Source organism: Phyllobacterium sp. 22229 (assembly GCF_052056495.1).
In the GTDB taxonomy this organism is placed as follows: Bacteria; Pseudomonadota; Alphaproteobacteria; order Rhizobiales; family Rhizobiaceae; genus Phyllobacterium; species Phyllobacterium myrsinacearum.
This window is the reverse complement of record NZ_JBQEPA010000023.1, coordinates 24,422-50,457: the sequence shown is the minus strand read 5'-3', so window position 1 is coordinate 50,457 and position 26,036 is coordinate 24,422. Positions and strand designations below refer to the sequence as shown.

Here is a 26,036-nt window from a genome sequence, read left to right as displayed (position 1 = left end):
TGATATGGATGTCAGTTCTGAATGGCAGCGGCGCCACCGGCACCGGCGTATCGGGCAAAGAACTCCCGGCCATCCTTGCGGCCGATGGCTTCAATGGGATCAAGAGCGTTTGCATACCAGTCGTCCCCGTCGGGCGGCGTGGCAAGAAGCGCCTGGGTCATCCGGTCGGACGGCATCACGTGCGCGAGACGGTCGCGGATCGCGTCAAGATGCCGGTCGGGCGGCCCGTTTTCGTAAAAGGGGGCCGTAAGACCCAGCGCATAGGTTGCAAGCAGAAGATCGCACCGGGGATCAGGCTGCTCCGTCTGCTGCCGCTGCTTCAGTGAAGCGGCGACAACTTTTATCCTGCGGTCAATGTCATCAAGCAGGGATTGCGGCAAAGCGGATGCGGGCTCCCCCTGCAACCCGTTTCCTGCCGGCAGGCAACCGGCCATCCCGCTCGACGTTCCCGGCCAAAAACGTTTACGAAGAGTGGCGATCTGAGTTTCCACGAGTGACAAGATGTATCGCTCCCACTTGCGATCTATGCGGCGCGATCATTCATTTCACGGATTTCAACCAAGTAAACTAGCTAGAAATTGGGAGCAATATTTTATTCTTTACTTAAAAATCAAAGTACATAAAATTATATGCAAGAAAAATATTGATATATCAATGGGATTGTCGGAATAATTTCAAAAATCATTCAAATATAGAAATAAATATTGGCGAATAGTGAGTATTTTATACCGCCAGAAGCCGAAAAGAAAAATAATATTCCAGACAGCGACTGGGACATGAGCAGTGAGATCCGCGAAAGCCATGCATTCCCGCCAAGACTCAAGCGAGCGTTGCCGCGTCATGCAGCAGGCAAGCGCTTGAGTGTCATGAACACCCGTTAAGACAAGGACCCTATGCAGCAGCGTATAGCGATATATGCTCTTGCGTATCGAAAATTAACCGCGCAACCTTGTTCTTCCAGCGTTCGAAGAACCACCGGCATGCCGTGTCGGCGTTTCACATGGAGCCAATATGGATTCACCGATACCCTCATCCGTTTCACAACCGGTCGTGGCAAAGCTGACACGTGCCGCAATATTTCTTGTCCTCACGGTCAAGCCCGGACAAGCCCCTGAAGCAGCAACGCGTGCACTGTGCGGCGATCTCTCGGGGCTTCTGCGCGCCGTGGGTTTCCGCGATCTGGAGAGCGGCCTTTCCTGTGTCATGGGCTTCGGCTCCGATGTCTGGGACCGGCTCTTCGGGGATCCCAGACCGAAGGATCTGCATCCCTTCCGCGAAATCCGCGGCCAGCATCACGCCGTTTCGACACCGGGCGACATTCTCCTGCACATCCGGTCGACGCGCATGGATTTGTGCTTTGAAATGGCCACGCAGATCATGGCACGGCTTGATGGCGCGGTTGCCAGTTCGGATGAGGTGCACGGTTTCAACTATTTCGATGACCGCGATCTGATCGGCTTCGTTGACGGAACGGAGAACCCTGTTGACCAGGCGGCCCAAAGAGCCACGATCATCGGCGAGGAAGACCCGGCCTTTGCGGGCGGGAGCTATGTCATCGTGCAAAAATATCTGCATGACCTGAAACGGTGGAACGATGTGCCCGTTGCTGAGCAGGAGAATATCATCGGCCGGACCAAGCTTTCCGACATTGAACTTGACGATGCCGTGAAACCGACTTCTGCCCATAACGCGCTCACGACCATTATCGAAGACGGTGAACAGCTCGAAATCCTGCGGGACAACATGCCGTTCGGCGATGCGGGCAAAGGCGAGTTCGGCACCTATTTCATCGGCTATGCGCGTTCGCCGCACCGAATTGAACAGATGCTCGAAAACATGTTCATCGGGCGGCCGCCGGGCAATTACGACCGGCTGCTCGACTTCAGCCGTGCGGTAACCGGCACGCTGTTCTTCGTTCCCACCGCGACGTTCCTGGACAATGTCACGCCCGAGGGCGCGGCCTCTGCCATCGCCGCCCCGGCTGGAAACCACTCCGGACCGCAAGATATCGTCAAACCGCAACAACCCCGGAGCGACGGTTCGCTCGGCATTGGTTCGTTAAAGAAGTGAGGCAGACAATGAACAATCTTCATCGGGAGCTCGCTCCGATCTCCGCCAGTGCCTGGGAGCAAATCGAGGAAGAGGCGTCACGCACCCTGAAACGTCATTTGGCGGCCCGCCGGGTTGTGGATGTCGCCGGTCCGAAGGGTGTTGATTTTTCCGCCGTGGGCACCGGGCATGTGAAGCCGATCCAAGGCCTTGGCGAGGGAATCCAGTCGGTCCAGCGCGTAGTCAAGCCGTTGGTCGAGGTGCGGGTTCCCTTTGAACTCACGCGGCAGGCCATAGACGACGTCGAGCGTGGTTCGACGGATTCGGACTGGACCCCAGTCAAGGACGCGGCGCGCAAGCTCGCGTTCGCCGAGGACCGGTCGGTTTTTGACGGGTTTGCCGCGGCAGCCATTCAAGGCATCCGCGAAGGCAGCAGCAATGCGCCCGTGCCGCTCCCGCCGATTGCCACAGGCTACCCGCAGGCCGTGGCGCAAGCGGTCAGCCAGCTGCGGCTTGCCGGCGTGAACGGCCCCTATGCGCTCGTTCTCGGTGCCGAAGCCTACACCGCCGCGAGCGGCGGAAGCGACGAAGGCTATCCCGTCTTCCACCATATCGAGCGCGAAGTCGACGGAGGTATCATCTGGGCGCCTGCTCTGGCAGGCGGATTTGTGTTGACCACCCGCGGCGGTGATTTTGAGCTGGATATCGGCCAGGACATTTCCATCGGCTATCTCAGCCATTCCAGCACGGCAGTCGAACTTTATCTGCAGGAAACCTTCACATTCCGCATGCTGACGGCAGAAGCGGCCGTTGTCTTGTCCGCCGCATGACGGTGCATTGGGTGTGCCATCGCTGGAGCCGCGGCGGCAAATCAATCGGGCAGGATGCGTTTCACTGAAAAGGAGCATGGACATGAGCGAATCGATCACTCTCACCGACCATCAGGCAATCCGGGACTGGGTTTCGGCGCGGGCCGGGTCTCCGGCCATCATCGACACCGCGCCGGAACCCGAGGGAACGCCGGTGCTCCGCATCGTCTTCGAACCGGAGTTTGTTGCGGATGTCGACCAGCCCCTGGACGCCGGTGGCCTCGAAGTGGTCGAATGGGATGATTGGTTCCGCCTGTTCGATGCGCAGAACATGGTTTTTCTGATCGCCAAGGACGAACCGGGCAAGCTCGATATGTACCATCAGATTCTGAAGGCCTAGGCCAGGAGCACGCACAGAAATCTCTCTGATACGACAAAAGAACGGCAACGTCCCTTGTGCCGCTCCCTGTGGCAAGCCTATGATAGCCGATGAAAAACACCTCTCCCACTTTTGAAGCTGGATTGAGCGGCCGCGCATGGCCGAAAATCCTGTTGAATTACCGCAAACCGCACCGTGGCCGCAGCATTTTCGAGCTTGCAGTGACCGTCATTCCCTTCGCCATCCTGTGGGCGGTGTGCTGGGCTGCTGTCCATTACGGCTTCTGGTGGGGATTGCTGTTTATCATTCCGGCGGCAGGCTTCCTGCTGCGCCTGTTCATGATCCAGCATGATTGCGGCCATGGCTCCTTTTTCGCTCACAGGCATTCGGATGACTGGACAGGCCGGGCAATCGGCGTTCTCACTCTGACCCCCTATGATTACTGGCGGCGCGCCCATGCGCTGCATCATGCGTCGGCCGGCAATCTGGATGAGCGCGGTGTCGGCGATATCACGACCCTGACCGTCGCCGAATACCGGGCTCTTTCCCGCTGGGGCCGCCTTGGCTACCGGTTGTACCGGCATCCGGTGATCATGTTCGGCATCGGACCGGCATGGCTTTTCATTTTCAAGCAGAGATTGCCGTTCGGCATGATGCGTTCCGGGGCGCAGCCCTGGATTTCCACCATGGCGACGAATTTTGCCATTGCGCTGCTGGCGGCCATCCTGATCTGGCTGGTGGGTGTCATTCCCTTCCTGATGGTGCATCTGCCGATCGTCGTTCTCGCCGGGGCTGCAGGCATCTGGCTGTTCTACGTGCAGCACCAATTCGAGGAAACCCATTGGTCGCAAGGCGCTGACTGGCAGTTCCAGGAAGCCGCCCTGCACGGATCCTCGCATTACGTCCTGCCGCTTCCCCTCAGATGGCTGACCGGCAATATCGGCATCCACCATGTCCACCATCTTTCCAGCAGGGTGCCCTACTACCGGCTGCCGGAAGTTCTGCGGGACTATCCGGAACTCGGCAATGTCGGACGCATCACCATTCTGCAGAGCCTGCGCTGTGTCAAACTGGTGCTGTGGGATGAAGGCCGCAAGAGACTGGTCACGTTTCGCGAGGCACGCAACCTGGCCTGACCGCGGCAGGTTCTCCGGCAATCTCCTCCCCGGCAAATGCATCTTTCCTGCCTTGCCCGGCAGACAAAAAGCCCTGTAGAAAGCAGGGATCGATCCGTCGCGGATGACGGACGCAATCCAAATTGGTGAGGACGACAGCGTGCCGAGATTGTTTTCAAGTGTGGTCTTGTTCGGGTTGGCTCTGACAGCGGTCAGCGCGATTGTTCCGGTTTCCGGCGCCAGCGCGGCGCCATCGGCCGCACAGTGCAAAAAGCTCGACCCGAACGGGCGGGATATGGGCGGCGACACGCATTTCAGCATCGCCATCCGCGACAAGAAGGCCGATCTTGTCGCCAAGATGCTGGCCTGCGGTGCCGACGTGAATCAGAAAACCCAGGAGGGCTGGGCGCCACTGCACACCGCAGCCTATTACGGCCCGGCAAGCGTCATCGATCTGCTTGTTTCCAAGGGCGCAAAGGTCAACATCGTCGGTGACTACGACAAGATGACGCCGCTTCACATGGCGGCTAGCTACAGCGATGATCCCGCCGTGGTTCAGGCTCTGCTCAAACACGGAGCGGATAAATCAGCCAGGACTGCAGGCGGCAAGACTGCACTGGAACTGGCGGCCGACAAGCCCGCCATTGCCGCACTGTTGAAGTAGAGGGAAGCGGCCCTGTGCCCTTCCCCCTTGTTGCGGGCCGGTCAAGCTCCTAGGTTTCGGGCATGCGGTCGGAAATCGTTTAAGCAATGTTAGCGTTCGCCAAAAAGCTGCGGGACGAAGTTGGAGGGGGCGTCCTGACGTCCCTCGCCCTGCATCTTTTGGTGGCGGCATTGCTGTTTCTCCAGCTTCCCCAGTGGAAAACCACACCGCCAGAGCCGGAAAGCGTGGAGGTGAAGGTCGTTCCGCCGCCCGAACCACAACCAAAACCGGAACCGGAACCGAAAAAAAAGGAAGAGAAGGCGGAGGCGCCACAGCCGCAGCCCGCCCCGGCCCCCGCCGCCGCGGCGGCTTCGTCGCAACGCCTTCTCAAGCTTCTGCCGCGGTCAGAAAAAGACGCTGCCGATTCCGAAGCGGCGCCGCCCGCCGACGGTACAACGCAAGACGCGGCATCAACGCCGCAGGATTCGGCCGCAGCGCAGGCGAAAACGGACGCGGCGCCTGCCGCGCCGCCGCTGGAGAGCAAACCGGCTGTGCCGGAAACACCAAGACCCGATGTACAATCGGCTTCCGCGCCCAGCGAAACGGCGGGGCAGGCAGCGCAACAGTTACCTGCTCCGACCAATGCGGTCGACAATATGCCTACTCCGCAACAGAAATCGGAACCTACCCCGAAGAAGTCAGATCAGGCATCCAAACCGAACGGTTCCAAGACCGCACCCAACTCCAATCCATTCTCAAATATGAGCCAGAAATTCCTGCCGAACTCCGGGCTTGACCCGCGGACAGCGCAGATCGTCGCGCGGCTTTCGCCAGAAGAGCGCCTTGCAAGTCTCTGTACGTCGGAGGCATTGGCGATGCTGAGTTCAAGATCCAGCACCGCAGCGCGGGATGCAATCCTTCCCAATGGCCCTGCGGGAGGAATCACCTCAAAGACATCATTCAATGGTGCTGGCGCCGCATTCCGCCTTGGGTCGAACTGGTACAATCTGGATTTTAAATGCTCAGTCGACGCAGGCGCAACGCGGGTTGTATCATTCACCTTCAAGATTGGCGGCATCGTCCCCAGAAGTGAGTGGCGTGCCCGCAAGCTGGATGACAGGCGCTGATGACTGCATCATACTGGGGCCGCTTTCACCATGCTGCGGCCCGGAATTGTTGGCTTCCCCATGTCGCAGTCACAGCGCGGCACGAATGCCACGCTGTTCATCCCAAAACGCAGGCGGTTTCAGTTCAGGCGGATCTGTTGCCGGTGATTGCGTGATAGAGCCAGAGCACGACGACGGAACCGATAACGGCGACAATCAGGCTGTAGATATTGAAACCCGTGACGCCGGTGGCACCGAACAGGCTGAAGATAAATCCGCCGGCGACAGCGCCGACAATACCCAGAACGATATCAAGGATAAAACCCTGGCCGCTCTTGTTGACGATCTTGCTGCCAATAAATCCCGCAACAAGTCCAAGTACAATCCAACCGATAACAGACATGCGAACATTCCTTCCTATCCATTGGCTTAATGTCGTCATGTTTTCGCATAGATTGAATAAAAGCAAGATGGTTGTGCTTTCTCCCGGAATGAACAAATATCTTTGCGGGGGAGAACGACTGATTTCGAGCTGAAACCGAGCAACGTTGAAGGGAGATCGAGATGGGAATTTTCGATAATGCGGTACCAGGCGGAAATATATCGAAGCCGCTGATCATTGCGCTTGGAGCACTTCTGGTTGGAAAAATGCTGAGCGGCGGTTCGAGCCAGCCCACGCAGGCTCCCGACAATCCGCAGACGGCGGACAACGGCAATACGGCGGCTGGCGGCGGGCTTCTTGGCGGGCTCGGCGGGCTCCTGAACAGCCTGACCAATGCGGGCCATGGCGAAACGGCAAACTCCTGGCTTCAGCCGGGTGAAAACAAGCCCATCGCACCCGGCGACCTCGGCAGCGCGCTTGGCCAGAAAACCATCAGCGAGATCGCCCAGCAAACCGGCATGAGCGAACAGGACCTGCTCGCGCAGCTGTCGAAGATCTTGCCCGGCGTGGTCGACCAGCTCACGCCGAACGGCCAGGTACCAAGCACGCAGCAGATTGCGTCGCTTCTGAAATCCTCGTCATAAAGTTCAGACCGGCCGCAACGGTATTGGTTGCGGCCGGTCTTGACCCGGCCGCCTGGGATCAGGCAACGGAAAGTTCGGTCTTGCGCGCGCCGGCGCTGGCGAGCCGCATCACGACAAGCCCGAGCAGCGGGAAGGCGCCGCCGATCCAGCCGAGATAATCAAGGCCGAGATTGGCGATGATCAGGCCGCCGATGAACGATCCCGAGGCAATGCCCAGATAAAGCGCCGAACCGTTGAGCGACAGCGCGAGCGGCGCGCTCTCCGGGGCGATCGCCAGAATCCGGCTGGCCTGCGCGGGCGGGAACATCCAGGCGGCAATGCCCCAGAGAACCATGATCGTCATGAGCGCCGGACCGGCAATTTCATGCGGCCATTGCATAATCCAGCTGATCGCCATCAGCGATGCGGCATTGAGGAAGGAGGCGGCGATCACCGTGCGCGTCGGGCCGAAGCGATCCGATAATTGTCCGCCGGCAACATTGCCAAGGGCAGCACCAAGACCAAAGGCCAGCAGAACCAGCGGCACCATCGCGCGGGAAAGACCGGTGCCCTGCACCGCGATGGCGGCGATATAGGTGAAAACAATGAAGCCGCCGGCCATATAGAGCAGCATGGTGACAAGCGCGGGAAAGAGCCCGGGATGGCGGATCACGCCGAGCCGCTGGCGCAGGGTCAAGCGGTCGGCGCGCAATCCGCGCGGCAGGAGAAACCAGACGAAAGTTGTCGCGGCGGCGCCGATCAGGGCAATGAAGATATAGGTGCCGCGCCAGCCGGCAAATGATGCGATCAGCGCCCCGAGCGGTGCGCCGAAGGCCACCGCCAGTGTGGTTCCGCCGACGATGACGGAAATCGCCCGTGCCCGGTGGTGCGATTCAGAAATGGCGACGGCCGTGGCCTGTGCCGTGGCCGCATAGAGCCCTGCCGACATGCCAATCAGCAGGCGGGCGGCGGTGAGAAACGCATAGGACGGCGCAAATGCCGCCAGAATTGCCCCGATGACGAAGGTGGTGGCACTGCCCGCCAGAATGAGACGGCGGTCTGCCGATCCGGTGAGGGCGGCAAGCAGCGGCGCGCCCAGCGCATAGGCGAGCGCGAACATGACCACGAGATAACCGGCCTGAACCAGTGTCACGCCGGTGTCTCCGGCGATCTGCGGCAGAAGGCTGGCGACGACAAAACCTTCAATGCCAATGGCGAATGTACCCAACGCCAGGCCGACAAGGCGAATGTCCATGGGAGATATCCTTTGTTCAATGATCCTTGAACTATTGAACTCACCGGCATGTGAAGTCAAGAACAAAGTTCAACGATTATTGAACATTGAATTTTTCCCGCGTACTTGCTAGGTAGGAAGGCATGACCCACCCGCTGTTTCATCCGGATGCTGAAGAGATTTCGCTTCCCGCCATCTTCACCGCGCTCGGCGACGAGACGCGCTTGAACATCATTGCCATTCTCGCGCGCAACGGTGAACGCGCCATGACATGCGGGCAATTCACCGAACTTGGTTCCAAAACAGCCCTGAGCTATCATGTCGCAAAGCTGCGCGAGGCTGGGGTGATCAATGTGCGGCCCGACGGAACGAAACGATTTCTGACCCTGCGCCGTGCCGATCTCGACAATCGCTTTCCCGGCTTTCTCGACTCGGTCATTGCTTCGGCGAGCACGATCCCTTTGCCTGAAAACCAGTCTCCGGCCGGTCCGGCCGAAACCCCGGGAGAAACCGAATGGACATAAAATCGAGCGGCTCCATACCCACCCGCCGCGCGCCGGAAGAATGGTTCACCGGCACGGTCTGGCAGGACCCGATCATCCAGGCGCCCTCCCCGGCGCGGCTGATCTCCGTCGTCGTGCATTTTGAACCGGGCGCCCGCACCGCATGGCACACCCATCCGCTTGGCCAGACGCTCTATGTGGTTTCAGGCGCAGGCCTTGCCCAGGTCTGGGGCGAGGAATTGCGTGAAATCAGGGCTGGCGACGTCATCTGGATTCCGCCTGGCGAAAAGCACTGGCATGGCGCGGGCCCGGCAAATTCCATGTCGCACATCGCCATGCAGGAAGCCCTGGACGGCAATGCCGTCGAATGGATGGAAAAGGTTTCCGATACGCAATATTCCGGCACGGAATAATCTGCTAGCATGCGTGCGGGCGTCAAAACCCGGCTTTGCAGTGGCGTTGAAAGGAAAAACCATGGCGTTCGAAGACATCAAGGCACAGATTGCACTTCTGCTCGAAGAGATGGTGCAACGGCCTGCCGATGCCCATGAAATCCACGAGACCCTGCGCGAACACCTGAACGAACTGAAGGCCATGGGCATGCCGCTCCCCGAGGACCTTGTCGCCCTCGAGAAGCAGCTGGAAGTCGACTTTGATTCCTGAGCGCCACGCTCAGACGGGTCCTTTGAAAACATCCTTCTTCAGACCGGCGTGCGGCGGGAAGATATCACCGCGCCCGGGACGGCCATCCCGCATGCCGATATCGCGCAGCATGTGATCGGAGAAATCCCCGGCATTGACGGTGATTGGCATAGATGGCCTTGCCAGCGCCCGTCTCAGGGTTGTGAACCAACCCCAGCGGGATCCGGGGTTGTCGATGGATGTGCAGTGTGATGGTGAGGGATTCATGACCTCAACTCCGTTTGGTATGCGACGTTCATGTCTTGGGTGGGGATTCAATGCGCCTGTTCGCGCTTGTTTTCCAACAAAACGGCGAGTATGATCCATAAGTACCCCTTATGGATCATACCGATGAATCTTCCGCCCCTTGCCGCTATCCGTGTCTTCGAGGCTGCCGCCCGTCATGGCAATTTCACCAAGGCAGCAGAGGAACTCGGCATGACGCAGGCGGCTGTCAGCTACCAGATCAAACTGCTGGAAGAGCGGGTGGGATCGCCGCTGTTTTTGCGGCTGCCGCGCCAGGTTGTCCTGACGGAAATCGGGGCACGGCTGGCCCCGGCAACGACGGAGGCATTTGAAATCCTGCGTGCGGCCTTTGCAACGACGCGCGAAAGTGCCGACGGCATCCTGACCATTGCCACGATTCCGACCTTTGCCGCCACATGGCTGGTACCGCGGCTGGGTTCGTTCCAGATGGAGAACCCCGCGCTGGCCGTCCGGCTGAAATCCGGCCGCGAAATGACGGATTTCGTGCGTCAGGAGGCGGATGTCGGCATTCGCAGCGGTACAAAGGAATGGGCCGGTCTTGTTTGCCACAAACTCTTCCAGGCCAATTTCACCCCGATGCTGTCACCCGCCCTTGCCGCCTCGATTGGCGGCGTGAAGACACCGACCGACCTGCTCAAACTGCCCATTCTCGATCCCAGCGACCCATGGTGGAACATCTGGTTCAGCCTGGTTGGCATCGAAAAGCCGGCCCTGCGCGGCGACCTGCGCAACCGGCTGGGCGACCAGCATCTGGAAGGGCGGGCGGTGCTGGCCGGACAGGGCGTGGGCATATTGACACCCTTCTTCTTCCAGCCGGAGCTGCAACAAGGACAGCTTATCCAACCCTTCGATATTGTGGGATCGTCCGAGCACGCCTACTGGCTGGTTTATCCGGAGGCGCGGCGGAATGTTCCGAAAATCCGCGCGTTCCGCGACTGGATGCTGGGGCAGCTCGGTGAGATAAAGAAATAGCGAGGATGCGGCAGAGCCTTGAAAGCCCCGCCGCAACGCCCCTTAGAAGACTGCTAGATAGCGCAGCAGCGAGATAATGCCGATCACCACGACGATCACCTGGACGATCTGCTTGGCGCGGCCGTCAAGCGGCAGCATCTGGACGAGATAAAGCACAAGAAAGATCACCAGAACGGTGATCAAAAGGCTGATAAGAAGGGACATTGCAAGTTTCCTGTTTTCGGGATCGGAACAATCGTAGCGTGGCAAAACTCTTTGCTGGCTCTTTTTGTTCCATGAAAACGCCGCACCGCGCACGGCCAGTATCCGGGCGCACCGCCAGCCGAGATTGCTGCGTACAATTTCGAACCACCGTGCATTGCATTGCCCGTTCAGTTGCTGATAGCTTCGCCATCATCCCCGTTTCCCAGGATTCTCCCCATGCGCTCGCTGTTTCATCTTGCCTACCATGTCCATGATCTCGACAAGGCGCGCGGCTTCTACGGCGACATCCTTGGCTGTGCGGAGGGGCGAAGCACCGACAGCTGGGTGGATTTCGATTTCTTCGGCCACCAGATCTCGCTGCATCTCGGCAAGCCGTTCGAAACGGCCAACACCGGCAAGGTCGGCGATCACATGGTGCCCATGCCGCATCTTGGCGTCATTCTGCCCCTGGAAGACTGGAATATTCTTGCGGAGCGGCTCAAAGGGGCAAAGGTCGACTTCGTCATGCCCCCGGTGGTGCGGTTCAAGGGTGAACCGGGCGAACAATGGACCATGTTCTTCCGCGATCCCTCGGGCAACCCGATTGAAGTGAAGGGCTTTGCCGATTTCGCCAGCGTCTACGCAAAATAGCGGGCATCATGGAATTCAAGCCATCAAACCTGAAGGCGGCGTTCTGGATGTCCGGGTCGCTGGCCGCCATTCTCATGATGGCGATCTCCGGCCGGGAGGCCTCGAAGGAACTCAACGTTTTTCAGATCATGGAAATGCGTTCCCTGATCGGGCTGGCGATGCTCTATCCGCTGATCCGGTCTTCCGGCGGCGTGCGCGCCATGAGGACCGGCCGCATCTGGCAGCATATCGGACGCAATACCGCCCATTACGCCGGCCAGTTCGCCTGGCTGCAGGCGCTGTCCATGATCCCGCTGGCGCAGGTGATCGCCATTGAATTCACCACACCGGCCTGGACGGCGGTCATGGCCGTCGCCTTTCTCGGCGAGCGATTCAATCTCTGGCGCACGCTGACGATTCTGCTCGGCATCGTCGGCGTCGTCATCATCGTGCGCCCCGGCGTCGGGTCGATCGAAATGGGACAGCTGATCGTGCTCGGCGCGGCCTTCACGTTCGGTATTTCCTTCACCATGGTCAAATCCCTGACCCGCACGGAAAGCGTGGTGAAAATCATCTTCTGGATGCTGGTGATCCAGTCAGCCATCGGATTGCTGCCGGCGCTGCATGTCTGGCAGTGGCCGACCCTGCAGGCCTGGCCGTGGGTGGTGATTATCGCCTTCACCGGCACGTTCTCGCATTTCTGCATGGCGAAGGCCCTGCTCTATGCCGATGCCACCGTGGTGATCCCGATGGACTTTTTGCGCGTCCCGCTCATGGCTGTGCTGGGCTGGCTCATCTATGCGGAACGGATCGATATCTACACGGCGCTCGGCGCAGCCCTCATCCTGTCAGGCAACCTGCTGAATCTGAAAAACAAGAGCGTGCCGGCAAAGGCCGTACAAGCGGATTGAAACGTTTCATCCGCTTAAAGCCGCTGCAAGCCACGCTCAGGCCACGCTCAGGCCACGCCGAAAAGCGTCGGGGCATCGCCCACCTGCCATTTCGGATATTTCAGCATCACCGCGTCGAAGCGGCCGGATGACACGAATTCACCCAGCCACCGCTTCACATGCGGCCGGGCCAGCCTGCTCCACCAGTCCGCGTCCACGCTGGCAAACTGCCGGACAAACGGCAGGATCGCCATGTCGGCAAGCGACGGCGTCGCGCGGAAGAGACAGCGCGACCAGGCCAGCCGCTCCTCGTATTCATCAAGAATTGCCACGGCTTTTTCGCGTTCCGCCAGCGGATCGGTTTTATCAAAGCGCGTGGGATATTTGTAGCGGTCAAGGCTGCGCTTGAACGGTCCGTCATTGCGCGCAATCCAGCCACCATCATCCACCTCGAGCCAGTGTTCCGGATCGTGCCGGGTCAAGGCCCAGCGCATGATGTCGAGGCTTTCATCGATCACCGTGCCATCGGGGAGAAGCAGCATCGGCACCGTTCCGGACGGCGAGACGCCAAGAAATTCCGGTGCCTTGTCTCTCAAAACGATTTCCCTGAGTTCACAGAGCTGGTGCGCGGCCTGAATAGCAAGGCGCGCCCGCATGGCATAGGGACAGCGGCGAAAGGTATAAAGAACTGGCAGAGCATGTGTCATGGAAGGCCTCGGTTGACACAAGTTTTCATGAAACCGGCGCCGATAACAAGCTTCGCGCGTGAATTGCCTCGATCCATGAATTCAATTCATGATTATCCCGCTATATCACACGATTATCAATGGAATGCGCTTCGACCATATTCAGCGCAACCGGATTGCCATCCGTCATCATTCCATTCACGGGCCGGATCGACATCCCGCCTGCCATTCAAAGGACAAGACAATGCCTCTCGCACTTCTGGCGTTGACAATCAGCGCCTATGCCATCGGCACGACAGAATTCGTGATCGTCGGCCTTCTGCCCACCGTTGCCGGCGATCTCGGCATCACCCTGCCGCTCGCCGGTCTCATCGTCAGCGTCTATGCGCTGGGCGTCACCTTCGGCGCACCGGTTCTGACCGCGCTCACCGGCAAGATCGAGCGCAAGCCGCTCCTGCTCGGGCTGATGGCGCTTTTCATCGTCGGCAATACCGCTGCCGCGCTTTCGCCGACCTATGAACTCCTGCTCGTCGCCCGCGTGCTGAGCGCCTTCGCACATGGCGTGTTCTTCTCGGTTGGTGCCACCATTGCCGCCGATCTGGTCGCGCCCAACAAGCGCGCTTCGGCCATCGCCATGATGTTCCTCGGCTTGACCGTCGCCATCGTCACCGGCGTTCCGCTTGGTACCTTCATCGGCCAGCAGCTGGGCTGGCGCGCAACATTCTGGGCGGTTGCCGCGCTTGGCGTCATCGCGTTCGCCGCCATTGCCGTGCTTCTGCCTGCAACCATCGCCAAGGCCGCTCCCGCGCGCCTGATCGATCAGGTTCGCGTGCTGGGGAGCGGCCGCCTGCTGCTCGCCTTCGCCATGACCGCACTCGGCTATGGCGGGACCTTTGTGATGTTCACATTCCTTGCCCCGGTACTGCAGGAAATCACCGGCTATGCAGGCTCGACGGTCAGTCTCATCCTCGTGCTGTATGGCCTGTCGATTGCCGTGGGCAATATGGTTGGCGGACGCGTTGCCGATGGCAACCCGGTTGGCGCGCTGGTTGTGATGTTTGCCCTGCAGGCTCTTGTGCTGGCCATCTTCACCTTCACGGCTGTCTCGCCGGTCTGGTCGCTGGTCACGCTGGCCGCGCTTGGTGCACTCTCCTTCTCGAATGTCCCCGGCCTGCAGCTTTATGTGGTGCAGCTGGCCAAGATCCATACGCCGGAAACCGTCGACGTTGCCTCGGCGCTCAACATCGCCGCGTTCAACCTCGGCATTGCCGGTGGTGCCTTCCTTGGCGGCATCATCGTGGCCTCCTCCCTCGGTCTTGGCGCAACACCGTGGGTCGGCGCCATTCTCGTGATCGGTGCCCTTGGCCTGACACTCTGGAGCCAGGCGCTTGACCGCCGTGCAGCAACGCAGGTCCTGGCGACTTGCTAGAGCCCATCCCGGCGGGGTGACAGACCCTGCGATTTTGATAAAGTCCGCATGAGATTCGCAGGGAATTGATCATGCTGGCCGAAGTGATGCTGCCCCTGAAGCTGACATTCCGGCTGTGGCTGAAATACTGGCCACAGCTTTTTGCCGTCGTGCTGCTCGGGGTCATCGCCTCGCATATGCTCATGCAGCTGGCCGTCGATGCCGCCTACATCAATCACTACGCCGGTCTGGCAGTCCTGACGCTGGTGGCCCTTGCCCAACTCGTGACAACCGTTTCCATGATCCAGATCGTCCGGCCCGGCCTGCCGGCACTGAACGCGGCGCAGGAGAAAATCCAGACAGGAAGCGATAGCGGCGACGCGCGCGGGGGATTTTCCGGATTGGCGGCCATGGTGTCGGTCGCGCTCATCCCGTTCTTTGCCTATTACGCCGCCTGGGGCTTTCTCGGCAATACGGTGCGGCAGTATTCGCGCACGGCTTTGGCGCAGATGCCCTTCGGCGAGAGCGGCGGCAATGTGCTTGACGTGCTGGATTCGAGATGGCTGCTCCTGTCCGTTGCGATCTCCTGGATCATCCGCAAGCTGGCAAAAGCCATGAAGGAAAAGACCGGCCGTTCCATCTGGCAGATCATCATGGTGGTGTGCGAGACAAACTGGGTTTTCATCGGCCTCTTCATCATCAGCCGCTGGAAGGATAGCTGGATGAAGGCCCTGAGCGAGGGCAATCTCTGGACCTATATCAAATCCCTGCTTGCCGGTCTGCCGGAGCTGGTCGCATCGGCCCATTCTGCAGCGCTCATACCCGTCGAACAGGTTCCCGAGGCGTTCGGCACCATCGCAATCGGCCTGTTCTTTTATGCACTCATCCCGGTGATCTGGCTTGTGATGGTGGCCCTGGTCTATGGTTATGATGTGCGCGACGAAAAGGAACTTTTGCATCTGCACCGCCGCTTCGAACAGTTCGGCACGCGCTACGCATCGATCCCGAAATTCCTGCGCGACTTCATCGAACATTTCATCGGCGGCTATCGCTCGCGCTATCTGCCCATTGCCAATGGCGTCAAGCTGACCCTCAACTCCGGGCTGCTGCTCATCCTCACGCTGATCCTCGGATATCGTTTCATCGAATGGGCGGCCGCATGGATGTGGCTGGGCACCGCCCGGCTCATCGGTCCGCATTCGCTGGATATCTGGCAGGCTCTTTCCAACGGCGTCAGCTTCCTGTTTGGCAGTCCCCTGCAGGACTCCTCGACCGGAATACTGGTCGAACCGCTGCGCATCTGCTTTCTGGCGGCGATTCTGGAAACGGCGTTCTCGATGCGGCGCAATCCGCAGAGCGCAGAAGCGCAACCGGCCGCAGCCAGCAGCTAATCCTGCTATTCCGGACGGGCAAAACGCAAGTAATAGGGACGCTCGCTGCGCATGCCGATGGTCGGCCTCAACTCCCCAACGACATTGGCGGGGACAAGATAGGTCTCCTCGACCACCCGCCGCGTGCCCTGGCTGACCCCGGCAAAGATGGTGGAGGTGCATGTTTCTATCCCCTCCGCAGGACGCGGCAGGCCCGGCACCGCTGCTGGCGACCAGGAGCGCCCGGATGCATCCACAAGCCTGACCGAACACATCAGCCAGAGGTTTTTCAGGTCGGGATCACCGATTTCAACGATGAAACGCGCAATGACCGGAACAGCGTTTTGCGGCAGCGATCCGGGTTTTATGCCTTCGCTGACCGTGCGCAGCTCGATGAATTGCCAGTCGCTGCCGCCGTAGCGGGCACTCTGGCCGGCAGCGACGTCAACCGGCAGGAAATTGCCGCTTTTTCCCATTTCCCTGACATCGCTGTACGACATGACGAACAGCGCCAGAGGAACGAGCAGCACCAGTGCCCACAGGCTGCGCCGGCGCCAGCGGCGTTGCGACAGATCCAGCGTCTGGTCAAGCGTGAGGGTCATGCGATCAGTTCCCTGAAACAGGCACGGGTTTTGAAAGATCGTAACTGTCGGCTATCAGCGGCTGGCCGTCGTTGAACTTTCTGAAATCATCGATGGCGATGCGCGCCTCGGAATCAAGCCGCGGCACCATTTGACTGGACAGCGTGAACGTTGCCCCATTCACCTGATCCGGCAGGATTTCGAAGACGAACCGCACCTTCCTCGGCATGCCCGGATCAAGCATTGGCGGCATTTGACTGCTGAGCATCCCGACACGGTCGGTTTTTTCATACCGCAGGCCTGTAGGCCCAAGCCATGCGGCGGCAGCAACCGTTGTGGACGCGGCCGTCGCCGCCAATTCCGTTGTCGCAACGGCCCAAAGGCCCGATGTCGTCAGCGTCTTGCGTTGCCCATACTGCGTGAATGTCAGCTGGCGGGCAAAATCCACCTGCTCCAGCCTGAGGTCGACCAGCCGGGTATGAACCGTTTCATGCATCCGGCCATAGGCCGGGATGGGACCGGTCAAATCCATATAACGCGGCATTGTCCGCTGCATCGCATAGAGCACGATGACAGCAGCACATACCGCCAGAATATTGACGATCGGGCGCATCAGCCCTCTCCTCCGGCAAGCGCCAGACTGGCTTTGGCTGCCGTGTATGCGTTGAACCATCCGGGCATGCCGTACAGATTATCGCGCGGTTTGAACTTCTCTGCCTCGATGCTGAAATCGATCCGGCCTTCAGGTGCCGCAGCCGCAGGCATCAACCAGACATAGGCCATTTTTTCCGCAAGACCCGGCTGGAGCGACGGCATCAGCGCGTCATCCCGCGCAAGATAGATCATCGGTTTTTCCGCCTTTGCCTCAATCGCGGGAGGCAGATGGACTGTGCCGTAATAGCCCTTGTCCGACCGCGCCGTCCGGTTCATCAGCTCGACCTCAAGGACCAGCGCCTTCTGATCCGGCTTTGGCGTAAGGCCATAGATTTTCTGATCCGTCACCCAGGCTTTCAGGGGCCTGATGCGCCACTTACCGGCATCAAACGGCTGTCCGGGAAGAATCTGGCCGACGGCTGCCTGCGGCTGCGCTTCAAAAACCCCGAGGGCTACCGCGACAGCCAGCGCGGCAAAGGTGCCGAGGCCGGCGGTTATCCAGGCGCGTGCCTTGCTGGAAAGATTGCGCACATAGGACCACATCGGGCGATCTTCCTCCGATCAGCGCCTTGTCATTGCGCTAAATTCTGAGTCGCATTCCGCAGAACCATGCAACGTATGCGCGCTGCATGGCAAGTCCTGCCGGTGTGGGGCGGATCAGCGCGAGGCGGCCATGGACAGATAGCTATGAACCAGATCGACGACCTGCTGGTCGCGCGCTTTTGCCGTGTCGCCGCCCATCACCACCGCAACGAGCTTGCGTCCGTTGTCGTTGACCGACGTGACGATGTTGAAGCCGGAGGCGCGCACATAGCCCGTCTTGATGCCGTCGGCGCCATTGAGCTTCGCCAGGACGCGGTTGTGGCCTTCAACGAGTTTCCCGTTGAACATGAACTCATGCAGTGAAAAATAATAATATTGCTGCGGGAAATGCCGGCGCAGTGCCATGCCGAGCAGCGCCATATCGCGGGCGGTGGTGACCTGCAGCGGATCGGGCAGGCCCGAGGCGTTGTTGAATGTCGTGCCCTTCATGCCAAGCTGCCGGGCCTTGGCTGTCATCAATGCGGCAAACTGCGGTTCGGAGCCGCCAATGGCTTCCGCAAGCGCAACGGCGACGTCATTGGCCGACTTGACCACGATTGCCTTGATCGCCGTATCCACATCGATGGACTGCCCCGGCTTGAAGCCGAGCTTGCTCGGCGCCTGCGACGCCGCGTGGGCGGAAACGGGAATGACGGTATTCTTGGTGAGACGGCCGGATTCCAGCGCTTCGAATGTCAGGTACAGCGTCATCATCTTGGTCAGCGAGGCCGGTATGCGCGGAAGGTCGGCGCTGGCCTGGTACAGCACGGCACCGGTGCTGCCATCGACAACGATCGAAGCGGATTTTTCCGTGATGGAAGCGGGCACGGTGGTTGCAACCGGCTGCAGCGCCGACGTGGTTGTGCAACCGCTCGCCATGCCAACAACCAGAACAAACAATGCCACACATTTTGACATCAGCGACAGAGGGTGAAAAACACGCGGCACGTTCATTTGGCGGTCTGATTTCCAGAGATATCGATGTGAGGTCTTTAGCGCATCATTGTTAATAATCCGCTGCTCGGCCATCCTGTTAGCGGATTTCCGCCGTCAGACCAAGCGACGGCGTGAGGGCAAATGGTCGCCGGGTCATCAGGCCGTCAGGAGGATCTTGACGCTGCGCGGAACGGGCGGGATCGGGCGCACCGGCGGGTGGCCGCACACGGCCGAAAAAGGTCCGATAACCGCCCTGCAGGCCTGTAGAGACGGCATTTGTTACAGACTGTTGCGGAAAGTGATTGCCAGGGAAGCCGCCGAACAGGTTATGAGAAGAGATTAACAGGCCGTAAACGGTCGCTCAGAACTGGTGGACAATGGTTTCAAACATTCGATTGCTGCGCCCGCTGGCTTGTCTCGGTCTGGTGTTGACCCTGGCAGCCTGCACCACGGCTAACCCGACATTGCCGACCAGCACAGCGTCGATTCCTGTTCCTGCGGCCGCGCCGCGCACCACCGCACTGACCGTGACCGGCGCGCCTGTACAGATGGCCTATGCCGGCCCCGCCGCCAATCCGGCGGCGCTCGCGACCACCAGTGCCACGGCACAGGTTGCCGTCACCGAGGCCCCCAAGGCTGCCGCGCCGGCAAAGACTGAGACCTACGGGCCCCGTGTCGACAATCTGATTTCACAATACTCGGCTGCCTATGCTGTGCCGGAAGCGCTGGTGCGCCGCGTCGTCCACCGCGAAAGCCGCGGCCGCCCGGAAGCCCGCAACGGCAAGTATTGGGGCCTGATGCAAATTCTGCCGTCCACGGCGCGCGCCATGGGCCACAACGGCACCCCGAAGGATCTGCTCGATGCGGAAACCAACCTTAAATACGGCGTGAAATACCTGGCCGGTGCCTACAAGGTTGCCGACCGGAATTTTGACCGCGCCGTTCGCCTCTATGCCAGCGGCTATTACTACCAGGCCAAGCGCAAGGGCATGCTGGATGAAACCGGCCTGAAGGGCGGAATCACGCCCGTGCAGTCCACCCAGATCGCTTCGCTGCCCATGGCACCGGTGCCTGCGGTGAACCAGCCCGCCGCCACCGTGCAGACGGTGGCCTATCAGCCCGACCCGGCGCCTGTGCGTCCCGGCTTTATCGCCATTCCGGCGGATCGCCCCTACGGGTTATAGACCCCATCTAACAACGCCTAGTTGAATAATGAGCCGATTCATGGCGTTGTGTGCTCAATCTGGAGCACACGCATGGTTTTTTCCGTCATTCTGTCAATCATCGCACTGGTTGTAGCGGCCACAGCGCGTCAGCAAGTAACCGCGCTGCGCAAGCAGGTCGAGGAATTGCGGCGGCAGATTGCGGAAGGCGCGCAACCGGCACCGGTTGCCGGCGAAACCGCAAAACCGATTCGCCGTTTCCGGGCCGATGAGCCCCTGCCGGAGGCACCGGCACGCGCAGTCCCCCCGGCCGAGCCCGTGGGAACACCGGCACCGGCCATGGCGGCATCAGCGCGGCTGGACCCGAAAAAAGTGGCGGAAATCATGTCGGGCAAGCCTTCGGCAATGCCTGTCGCCGTCCGCGCCACCCCTGCACCATCCACACCGCCAGCGCGGCCAAAGAAATCCTACGGCGATTTTGAGCGGTCGCTTGGTCGCAACTGGCCCGTGTGGATCGGCGGCGTGGCGCTGTTCCTTGGCGGTATCTTCGTCGTCCAGTACTCCATCGAAAACGAACTGCTCGGCCCCGGCATCCGGCTCTGCCTTGGCGCGATTTTCGGCCTGCTGCTTCTGGGCGCGGGTGAATATCTGCGCCGCAAGGAAAAGCCGCTTGGCCTGTCCGTCGCTGGCCCGGATTATATTCCCGGCGTCCTCACCGCTGCGGGATCGGCCGCTCTGTTTGCCGTCGTCTATGCCGCCCACGGGATCTATGGCTTCATCGGCAGTTCGACCGCGTTCCTTGCCCTGGGCGCCGTTGGCCTCGCCACCCTCGCCCTTGCCATCAAACACGGTCCGTGGATTGCCGGCCTTGGCCTTATCGGCTCCTACCTGACACCGGCCCTGGTCAATGCGCAGGCACCGGCGCCCTACAGTTTCATGACCTATCTGTCGGTTGTAACCGTCGTGGCCGTTGTCCTCGCCCGGGCAAAGGCATGGCCGCTGATCGGGGGTGCGGCAATCGTTCTCGCAGCGCTCTGGGGCGCGGCCTATACCGGGTTCGACCCCATGCCGAATGGCGGCGCGCTTGGCCTCCTCACAGCCAGCCTGCTGGCTCTTTCCGTCCTTAGCCATCTCAAGCCGGTGAACTACACCCTGTTCGACCGCACCGGAGAGCCCTGGTATGACCCCATCACCATAGCGGGTGCCGCCGGCGCGGTTTTTCTCGGTCTTGGCTACGTCTCACACGATCTTTTCGGGCTGGCGTCGTCGCGCTATCTTGTCCTGGCAGCACTCATCATTGCGGTATCGGCATTGGCGCCGCTGCTGGTACGCCGGGCCCTGCCCTTCCTGGTTCCGGCCGCCTTCATTGCGCTGGTGCCGCTGACGCGCGTGGACATGCATCAACTGCTGGACGAAAGCTTTGGCAGTTCGGGATTGTCGCTCTACGATCCGGCGAAATATCGCAGCTTCGCCATTGTCACCGCGCTTGCCTTCACCGCCATCGGCGTTCTCGCCGCAACCGTCTTTGCCCGCCTGCCGGATATCGTGCGCGGTCTCGCCTATGCGGCGCTGGGAACCGCCGTTCCTCTGGTGATGATCACCATGATGCTCGCCATCTTCGGCAACACGCCGGCTGCGACCGAAGAAATACTCACCATCGGGCTCGCCATCACCGGTTTTGGCGCCGCGACATGGCTGACGCGCCTGTGGAAGGATGATGTGAAGCCGGCATCCCCGGCCTGGCTGTTTGACGCCGCATCCATCGGCTTTGCCGTCCTTGCGCTTTTCGTGGTGTTCGACCCGCAATGGCGCGTTCTGGCTGCCTGTGTCCTGGCGGTTGTCTATGCCTTTGCCACCCGGACCCGCCCTGCGCCGGTGCTGCGCTTTGCTCCGGCAGTGTTTGCCGTGGTTATCCTCGGGCATATCCTCTTCGATCCGACGATCGTCGGCAGCGACCGTCTGTCGGCCACACCGTTCTTCAACCAGCTCCTGCTCAATTACGGCGGCTTCTTCGCCGCAATGGCTGTGGCGCAAATCGTGCTGGCCAAAGGGATCAGGGACACCGCCTACCGGCTTGCCCAGGCCCTTGCCGTTCTGGCGGGCTTCGTGCTCGTCAATATCCTCGTCCGCCACTGGATGAATGGCGGCACGCTCGACAGCGGCGGCGACGTGACATTGAACGAGCAATCGCTCTACACGCTCATTGCGCTCGGTGGATCATTGTCGCTGATGATGCTGAGCCGGGGCGGCCAGGACTGGCTTTACCGCACCGCCGCGCTCATTGTCGGCTATATCGGCATCCTGGTGGCCGTGACGCAGCATTTCATTTTCCTCAATCCGCTGTTTGACGGCTCGGTTGGCGATGGCCTGATCTTCAACAGCCTGTTCATGGGCTACCTGCTGCCGGGCCTGCTGGCGGCACTCGTGGCGCTCAATGCCTTCGGCGAACCGCAGATAAAGCTGTTCGGCCTGCCGCTTGTCATGGCGCAGGCCAACCGTCCGCGGCACTACGCCATGGCCCTGGCGATCCTGTCCGGCCTTATGCTGTTTACATGGGTGACCCTCACCATCCGGGTGTTCTTCTGGGGCAGCAGCATTCATCTGTGGAAGGGTGTAGACTCGATGGAAATGTTCACCTACTCGGCCGTCTGGCTGCTGTTCGGCCTTGGCCTCTTCGGATTGGGCGCATGGCGGCAGAACAGGCCATTGCGCCTGATCTCGGCACCGATCGTGTTCCTTGTCATCGCCAAGGTCTTCCTGCTCGACATGTCGAACCTTGAAGGCATCCTGCGCGCCCTCTCCTTCATCGGATTGGGTCTGTCGCTGGTTGGCGTCGGCCTGTTCTACCAGCGCATTCTCAATGCGGGGCCGGCGGCTACGCCGCCCACCAGCGATGAAAATGGTGCACCGGGCCGCGCCCCCGACCCACATTGAGCCCGTCGGCAGCGGCCATGGCTGCCGTCAGATACTCCTTTGCCTCGCCAATCGCCGTCTGCAGATCAAGGCCCTTGGCCAGCCCGCCGGCAATCGCCGCTGCCAGGGTGCAGCCGGTGCCGTGGTCATGGGTGGTGGCAAGCCGCGGCCCGTCAAAGCGCGTGACGGACGTGCCGTCGAACAAAAGGTCGGTACTAAGGCTTGTATGCCCGTGACCGCCCTTGATCAGCACCGCCGCCGGACCAAGCTTCAGCAACATCTCCGCCTGCATTGCCATCTCCCGTTCGGTTTCCGCCACGCTCGTGCCGGTCAGCAATGCTGCTTCCGGCAAGTTGGGCGTGAGCACGCTGGCCAGCGGCAGGAGCTGCGCGCGCAGCGCCTCCACCGCCTCCGGCTGCAGAAGCGGATCGCCCGACGTTGCCACCATCACCGGGTCAACGACCGCCTGGCGCTGCCAGCGGATCAAGGCTTCCGCAATGGTGCCGATGGTTTCGACCGTGGACACCATGCCGATCTTGATCGCTCCAACGGCAATATCCGAGAGAACGGCATCGATCTGGGCGCGGATGATGCCAGGGCTCAGGTTCTCGATGGCCGTAACGCCCAGCGTGTTCTGCGCCGTGATCGCGGTCAGCACACTCGCGCCATAGACACCGAGCGCCGAAAACGTCTTGATATCGGCCTGGATACCGGCACCGCCGCCGCTGTCGGAACCGGCAATGGTCAAGGCAATCGCGGTCATGCGGTTGCCCTCAACGCCTCGTCGACGGCATCGCGAAGCACCTGTGCGGCGGCACGCGGATCGGCCTGACGGAAGATCGCCGAAATCACCGCAACCCCGTCGGCGCCCGCCCGAATAGCCGGGGCGACCCGGACGAGATCAATGCCCGCGATGGCACCAACCGGCAGATCGGGCTTTGCGGCGCGGATCATGGCCGCCAGCCGGGCAAAACCGTCAAAGCCGATCGGGCCGTCGGGATTGTGTTTGGCAGGGGTTTCGAACAGGCCGCCCACGCAGGCATAGTCAATGGCAGAGCTTATGGCGGCCTGCGCATCGGCCTCATTCTTCACCGTCAGGCCGATGATCGCATCGGGACCGAGCAGCGTGCGGGCATCGGCGACCAGCATGTCCTCGCGCCCCACATGCACCCCCTCGACCCCCGCCACCAGCGCCACATCGATGCGGTCATTCACGAGCAGGGGAATGCCTGTTCCCGTCAGGGCCGCATGGATGGCACGGGCGCGCTCCACCATCATGCGCGTCGGCGAATTCTTGTCGCGATACTGGATGATCGTCGCGCCGCCGCGCGCAGCCTGCAAAGCCAGCGCACCCAGATCGGCGTCACCGCCGATGGCATCGACGTCGACAATGGCGTTCAGGCGGAAATCTACTTTTGGCATGGTCTTTTTCTCCGAATAAATCGTTTCACTGCAGTTCAACGGCGAGGTTGTCCACCTTGGGGACGGATTTGATCAGCCCTGCCTCGTGCATGAACACGCCGAGCCGTTCATAGCGGCTGCGGTCGAGGGCGGCGGGACGCTTGGCAAAACGCGGCAATGTATCGGTCCAGGCCTGCCGGTTGAGCGCATTGTCGAGATCGGGATAGGCCTTGATGAACAGCGACCAGGACTCATCGGGATGGTTGGTCAGGTAGATCGCGCCCTTTTCCACGGCGCCGATGAAACGTTTCAAACGGTCGTCTTTCGCCAGGTCGGGATGCGTCAGGAAGATCAGCTCGTCATAGACGGGAACACCATGCTCCTCGGGAAAGAATGCCGTTCCCTTGTGACCTTCCTGCGCCATCTGCGTCAGCTCGAAATTGCGGTAGCCGCCCACCGTGGCATCCACCTGATTTGCGATCAGCGATGCCGACAGGGCGAAGTTGACATTGATCAGCTCGACATCCCCAGCCTTCAGGCCTTCGGATTTCAGCATGGCGCCAAGCATGGCATCTTCAAAACCGGCCACGGAAAACCCGACTTTCTTGCCCTTCAGGTCCTTCAGGCTCTTGATCGGGCCATCGGCGAGGACCGTCACCGTGTTGAGCGGTGTTTCCACCAGAGTACCGAAGCGCACCAGCGGCAGGCCTTCATCATGGCTGAGATAGAGATTGGGCTGATAGCCGATGGCGACATCCGCCTGCCTGGCTGCAACAAGGCGCGGCGGCGCGGCCGGATCGGCCGGCGGGATCAGATCCACGTCCAGTCCCGCTGCGCTGAAGAAGCCTTTTTCACGGGCGACGACGAGCGGCGCATGGTCGGGATTGACGAACCATTCCAATAGGACAGACAGCTTGTCTGCGGCGGCGGCAGGAGATGCGAGGAGCGACAAGGCGGCCAGCAGGATGATGGCGGGGGCAAACGCGCGGCGGCGAAACATGGATATTCCTTTATCAACGGGACGGGAAAACGGGATGGTCATGATGCCTGTACCCACGGCGTGAGACGTGCAGCGAAGGCATCAACGAGAAAACGCAGAACGATGGTCAGAACGGCGAGGATGATGAGGGCGGCAAACAGCGTATCGGCCTGCATGCGGGCATTGGCCTGCAGCATGACAAAGCCCAGTCCGCGCGAGGCACCGACCCATTCGCCGATCACCGCGCCAATGGGGGCAAAGACCGCCGCGACACGCAGGCCTGAACCGAGACCGGGCAAGGCGCTGGGCACGCGGATGAGGAACAGCGTCGCCAGCGGCGTTGCCTGCGTCAGGGCCGCGGCATCCAGCAGGTCCTGACTGGTCCGGCGCAGCGCATCGGCAAAGGACGAGGCAACGGGGAAGAAGATGACCAGGCTGGCCATGACCACCTTCGATGCGAGGCCGAAGCCGAACCAGAGAACCAGAAGCGGCGCAATGGCGAAGACCGGGAGCGCCTGCAGGACCAGCAGAAGCGGCCAGACGATCTGGCCAAAGCCCGGCAGGCCGGCCACCAGAAGCGCAACGAGAATACCGGCCATGACGCCAAAGAACAGCCCGAGCCCGATCTCCAGCAGGGTGATGGCGGCGTTGGTCAGAAGATAATGGTGCTGTTCGGCGAGGGCGGCAATGACCGAGCCGGGACCGGGCAGGATGAAGCGCGGCGGCTGCAGCGCCCAGACCACAAGCTGCCAGCACGCGAGCACGGCCAGCAGGGCACCGGCGATGCGGACAAGCATGCGCATGACGGGCCGTCACAGACGGGATGATTGGCGGTTCAGCGAAAACGGCATCTGCAGGACTCCATCAAACGTGTGGAGATCCGGATATGTGCGAAGA

The 26,036-nt window shown here is 60.7% G+C and carries 31 protein-coding genes; 17 read left to right on the top strand and 14 right to left on the bottom strand.

The window, feature by feature from the left end; translation table 11 throughout:
• Window positions 1–11: 11 nt before the first annotated feature.
• Window positions 12–434, bottom strand: coding sequence for a hypothetical protein (locus tag ACTJJ7_RS23165; RefSeq protein ID WP_105737875.1), 423 nt, complete (start codon window positions 432–434; stop codon window positions 12–14).
• 577 nt (window positions 435–1,011) lie between these two features.
• Here ACTJJ7_RS23165 and ACTJJ7_RS23160 point away from each other — a divergent pair.
• From ACTJJ7_RS23160 to ACTJJ7_RS23135, 6 genes are all read left to right on the top strand, one after another.
• Window positions 1,012–2,070 (top strand): Dyp-type peroxidase, encoded by a 1,059-nt coding sequence (locus ACTJJ7_RS23160; protein WP_440968955.1) that lies wholly within the window; start codon window positions 1,012–1,014, stop codon window positions 2,068–2,070.
• Window positions 2,071–2,078: 8 nt separating this feature from the next.
• Entirely contained in the window at window positions 2,079–2,879 is an 801-nt protein-coding gene (locus tag ACTJJ7_RS23155; RefSeq protein WP_440968954.1) for a family 1 encapsulin nanocompartment shell protein, read from the top strand.
• An 82-nt stretch (window positions 2,880–2,961) separates the two neighbouring features.
• Window positions 2,962–3,258, top strand: a complete 297-nt coding sequence (locus tag ACTJJ7_RS23150) for a hypothetical protein (RefSeq protein WP_105738132.1) — start codon at window positions 2,962–2,964, stop codon at window positions 3,256–3,258.
• Between the two features lie 89 nt (window positions 3,259–3,347).
• Entirely contained in the window at window positions 3,348–4,373 is a 1,026-nt protein-coding gene (locus ACTJJ7_RS23145) for a fatty acid desaturase (RefSeq protein ID WP_105737879.1), read from the top strand.
• Between the two features lie 139 nt (window positions 4,374–4,512).
• Window positions 4,513–5,016 carry an ankyrin repeat domain-containing protein gene (locus ACTJJ7_RS23140; protein ID WP_245421247.1) on the top strand — a complete coding sequence of 168 codons (504 nt, stop codon included), beginning with the start codon at window positions 4,513–4,515 and terminating at the stop codon, window positions 5,014–5,016.
• 86 nt (window positions 5,017–5,102) lie between these two features.
• Window positions 5,103–6,122, top strand: a complete 1,020-nt coding sequence (locus tag ACTJJ7_RS23135; RefSeq protein ID WP_440968953.1) for a DUF930 domain-containing protein — start codon at window positions 5,103–5,105, stop codon at window positions 6,120–6,122.
• 124 nt (window positions 6,123–6,246) lie between these two features.
• Here ACTJJ7_RS23135 and ACTJJ7_RS23130 read toward each other — a convergent pair whose 3' ends face one another.
• The gene (locus ACTJJ7_RS23130) at window positions 6,247–6,504 is read right to left on the bottom strand and encodes a GlsB/YeaQ/YmgE family stress response membrane protein (RefSeq protein WP_105737884.1); all 258 of its coding nucleotides are present in this window, start codon (window positions 6,502–6,504) and stop codon (window positions 6,247–6,249) included.
• Between the two features lie 161 nt (window positions 6,505–6,665).
• Between ACTJJ7_RS23130 and ACTJJ7_RS23125 the strand changes: the two genes are divergently transcribed.
• On the top strand, window positions 6,666–7,127 hold the full coding sequence (locus ACTJJ7_RS23125; RefSeq protein ID WP_440968952.1) for a YidB family protein: 462 nt from the start codon (window positions 6,666–6,668) through the stop codon (window positions 7,125–7,127).
• 58 nt (window positions 7,128–7,185) lie between these two features.
• Here ACTJJ7_RS23125 and ACTJJ7_RS23120 read toward each other — a convergent pair whose 3' ends face one another.
• Complete coding sequence (locus ACTJJ7_RS23120) at window positions 7,186–8,361, bottom strand: MFS transporter (RefSeq protein WP_440968951.1); 1,176 nt, start codon at window positions 8,359–8,361, stop codon at window positions 7,186–7,188.
• 122 nt (window positions 8,362–8,483) lie between these two features.
• Between ACTJJ7_RS23120 and ACTJJ7_RS23115 the strand changes: the two genes are divergently transcribed.
• The 3 genes from ACTJJ7_RS23115 (at window position 8,484) to ACTJJ7_RS23105 (ending at window position 9,506) form a co-directional block, all read left to right on the top strand.
• Complete coding sequence (locus ACTJJ7_RS23115) at window positions 8,484–8,864, top strand: ArsR/SmtB family transcription factor (RefSeq protein WP_105737889.1); 381 nt, start codon at window positions 8,484–8,486, stop codon at window positions 8,862–8,864.
• Window positions 8,855–9,256, top strand: a complete 402-nt coding sequence (locus tag ACTJJ7_RS23110; RefSeq protein ID WP_105737891.1) for a (R)-mandelonitrile lyase — start codon at window positions 8,855–8,857, stop codon at window positions 9,254–9,256. The genes ACTJJ7_RS23115 and ACTJJ7_RS23110 overlap by 10 nt, the downstream gene beginning before the upstream one ends.
• 61 nt (window positions 9,257–9,317) lie before the next feature.
• On the top strand, window positions 9,318–9,506 hold the full coding sequence (locus tag ACTJJ7_RS23105) for a hypothetical protein (protein ID WP_105737893.1): 189 nt from the start codon (window positions 9,318–9,320) through the stop codon (window positions 9,504–9,506).
• Between the two features lie 9 nt (window positions 9,507–9,515).
• Here ACTJJ7_RS23105 and ACTJJ7_RS23100 read toward each other — a convergent pair whose 3' ends face one another.
• Entirely contained in the window at window positions 9,516–9,656 is a 141-nt protein-coding gene (locus ACTJJ7_RS23100) for a DUF1127 domain-containing protein (RefSeq protein WP_114949228.1), read from the bottom strand.
• 219 nt (window positions 9,657–9,875) lie between these two features.
• Between ACTJJ7_RS23100 and ACTJJ7_RS23095 the strand changes: the two genes are divergently transcribed.
• Complete coding sequence (locus tag ACTJJ7_RS23095) at window positions 9,876–10,763, top strand: LysR substrate-binding domain-containing protein (RefSeq protein WP_440968950.1); 888 nt, start codon at window positions 9,876–9,878, stop codon at window positions 10,761–10,763.
• Window positions 10,764–10,805: 42 nt separating this feature from the next.
• On the opposite strand, the gene ACTJJ7_RS23090 is transcribed toward ACTJJ7_RS23095, so the two are convergent.
• Entirely contained in the window at window positions 10,806–10,967 is a 162-nt protein-coding gene (locus tag ACTJJ7_RS23090; protein WP_105737901.1) for a Thivi_2564 family membrane protein, read from the bottom strand.
• A gap of 216 nt (window positions 10,968–11,183) precedes the next feature.
• Between ACTJJ7_RS23090 and ACTJJ7_RS23085 the strand changes: the two genes are divergently transcribed.
• Both ACTJJ7_RS23085 and ACTJJ7_RS23080 read left to right on the top strand, forming a co-directional pair.
• Window positions 11,184–11,597 (top strand): VOC family protein, encoded by a 414-nt coding sequence (locus tag ACTJJ7_RS23085; RefSeq protein ID WP_440968949.1) that lies wholly within the window; start codon window positions 11,184–11,186, stop codon window positions 11,595–11,597.
• A gap of 8 nt (window positions 11,598–11,605) precedes the next feature.
• Complete coding sequence (locus ACTJJ7_RS23080) at window positions 11,606–12,487, top strand: DMT family transporter (RefSeq protein ID WP_105737905.1); 882 nt, start codon at window positions 11,606–11,608, stop codon at window positions 12,485–12,487.
• Between the two features lie 47 nt (window positions 12,488–12,534).
• Here the strand turns inward: ACTJJ7_RS23080 and ACTJJ7_RS23075 are convergent, their stop codons facing one another.
• A complete protein-coding gene (locus tag ACTJJ7_RS23075; protein WP_440968948.1) occupies window positions 12,535–13,173 on the bottom strand; it encodes a glutathione S-transferase in 639 nt (212 codons plus the stop codon).
• 223 nt (window positions 13,174–13,396) lie between these two features.
• Here ACTJJ7_RS23075 and ACTJJ7_RS23070 point away from each other — a divergent pair, with 223 nt between their 5' ends.
• Both ACTJJ7_RS23070 and ACTJJ7_RS23065 read left to right on the top strand, forming a co-directional pair.
• Window positions 13,397–14,581, top strand: coding sequence for an MFS transporter (locus ACTJJ7_RS23070; protein ID WP_440968978.1), 1,185 nt, complete (start codon window positions 13,397–13,399; stop codon window positions 14,579–14,581).
• Window positions 14,582–14,652: 71 nt separating this feature from the next.
• The gene (locus tag ACTJJ7_RS23065) at window positions 14,653–15,951 is read left to right on the top strand and encodes a hypothetical protein (RefSeq protein ID WP_440968947.1); all 1,299 of its coding nucleotides are present in this window, start codon (window positions 14,653–14,655) and stop codon (window positions 15,949–15,951) included.
• A gap of 5 nt (window positions 15,952–15,956) precedes the next feature.
• On the opposite strand, the gene ACTJJ7_RS23060 is transcribed toward ACTJJ7_RS23065, so the two are convergent.
• The 4 genes from ACTJJ7_RS23060 to ACTJJ7_RS23045 all read right to left on the bottom strand — a co-directional run bounded on the left by ACTJJ7_RS23060 (window position 15,957) and on the right by ACTJJ7_RS23045 (window position 18,626).
• Window positions 15,957–16,532 carry a hypothetical protein gene (locus ACTJJ7_RS23060; protein WP_440968946.1) on the bottom strand — a complete coding sequence of 192 codons (576 nt, stop codon included), beginning with the start codon at window positions 16,530–16,532 and terminating at the stop codon, window positions 15,957–15,959.
• 4 nt (window positions 16,533–16,536) lie between these two features.
• On the bottom strand, window positions 16,537–17,124 hold the full coding sequence (locus ACTJJ7_RS23055; RefSeq protein WP_130268515.1) for a hypothetical protein: 588 nt from the start codon (window positions 17,122–17,124) through the stop codon (window positions 16,537–16,539).
• On the bottom strand, window positions 17,124–17,708 hold the full coding sequence (locus ACTJJ7_RS23050; RefSeq protein WP_440968945.1) for a hypothetical protein: 585 nt from the start codon (window positions 17,706–17,708) through the stop codon (window positions 17,124–17,126). The genes ACTJJ7_RS23055 and ACTJJ7_RS23050 overlap by 1 nt, the downstream gene beginning before the upstream one ends.
• A gap of 114 nt (window positions 17,709–17,822) precedes the next feature.
• Entirely contained in the window at window positions 17,823–18,626 is an 804-nt protein-coding gene (locus tag ACTJJ7_RS23045; RefSeq protein WP_245432930.1) for a D-alanyl-D-alanine carboxypeptidase family protein, read from the bottom strand.
• 434 nt (window positions 18,627–19,060) lie between these two features.
• On the opposite strand from ACTJJ7_RS23045, the gene ACTJJ7_RS23040 reads away from it, so the two are divergent.
• The gene (locus ACTJJ7_RS23040) at window positions 19,061–19,867 is read left to right on the top strand and encodes a transglycosylase SLT domain-containing protein (protein ID WP_440968944.1); all 807 of its coding nucleotides are present in this window, start codon (window positions 19,061–19,063) and stop codon (window positions 19,865–19,867) included.
• A 72-nt stretch (window positions 19,868–19,939) separates the two neighbouring features.
• Window positions 19,940–22,780 carry a DUF2339 domain-containing protein gene (locus tag ACTJJ7_RS23035; RefSeq protein ID WP_440968943.1) on the top strand — a complete coding sequence of 947 codons (2,841 nt, stop codon included), beginning with the start codon at window positions 19,940–19,942 and terminating at the stop codon, window positions 22,778–22,780.
• On the opposite strand, the gene thiD is transcribed toward ACTJJ7_RS23035, so the two are convergent.
• From thiD to ACTJJ7_RS23015, 4 genes are read right to left on the bottom strand one after another with little or no spacing between them, the layout of a single operon-like run.
• Window positions 22,722–23,522, bottom strand: a complete 801-nt coding sequence (gene thiD / locus ACTJJ7_RS23030; protein ID WP_440968942.1) for a bifunctional hydroxymethylpyrimidine kinase/phosphomethylpyrimidine kinase — start codon at window positions 23,520–23,522, stop codon at window positions 22,722–22,724. The genes ACTJJ7_RS23035 and thiD overlap by 59 nt on opposite strands.
• Window positions 23,519–24,181 carry a thiamine phosphate synthase gene (thiE, locus tag ACTJJ7_RS23025; RefSeq protein ID WP_105737928.1) on the bottom strand — a complete coding sequence of 221 codons (663 nt, stop codon included), beginning with the start codon at window positions 24,179–24,181 and terminating at the stop codon, window positions 23,519–23,521. Before thiE ends, thiD begins: the two co-directional genes overlap by 4 nt.
• Before the next feature lie 25 nt (window positions 24,182–24,206).
• Complete coding sequence (locus ACTJJ7_RS23020; RefSeq protein WP_440968941.1) at window positions 24,207–25,160, bottom strand: ABC transporter substrate-binding protein; 954 nt, start codon at window positions 25,158–25,160, stop codon at window positions 24,207–24,209.
• 38 nt (window positions 25,161–25,198) lie between these two features.
• Complete coding sequence (locus ACTJJ7_RS23015; RefSeq protein ID WP_245457682.1) at window positions 25,199–25,942, bottom strand: ABC transporter permease; 744 nt, start codon at window positions 25,940–25,942, stop codon at window positions 25,199–25,201.
• Window positions 25,943–26,036: the final 94 nt, after the last annotated feature.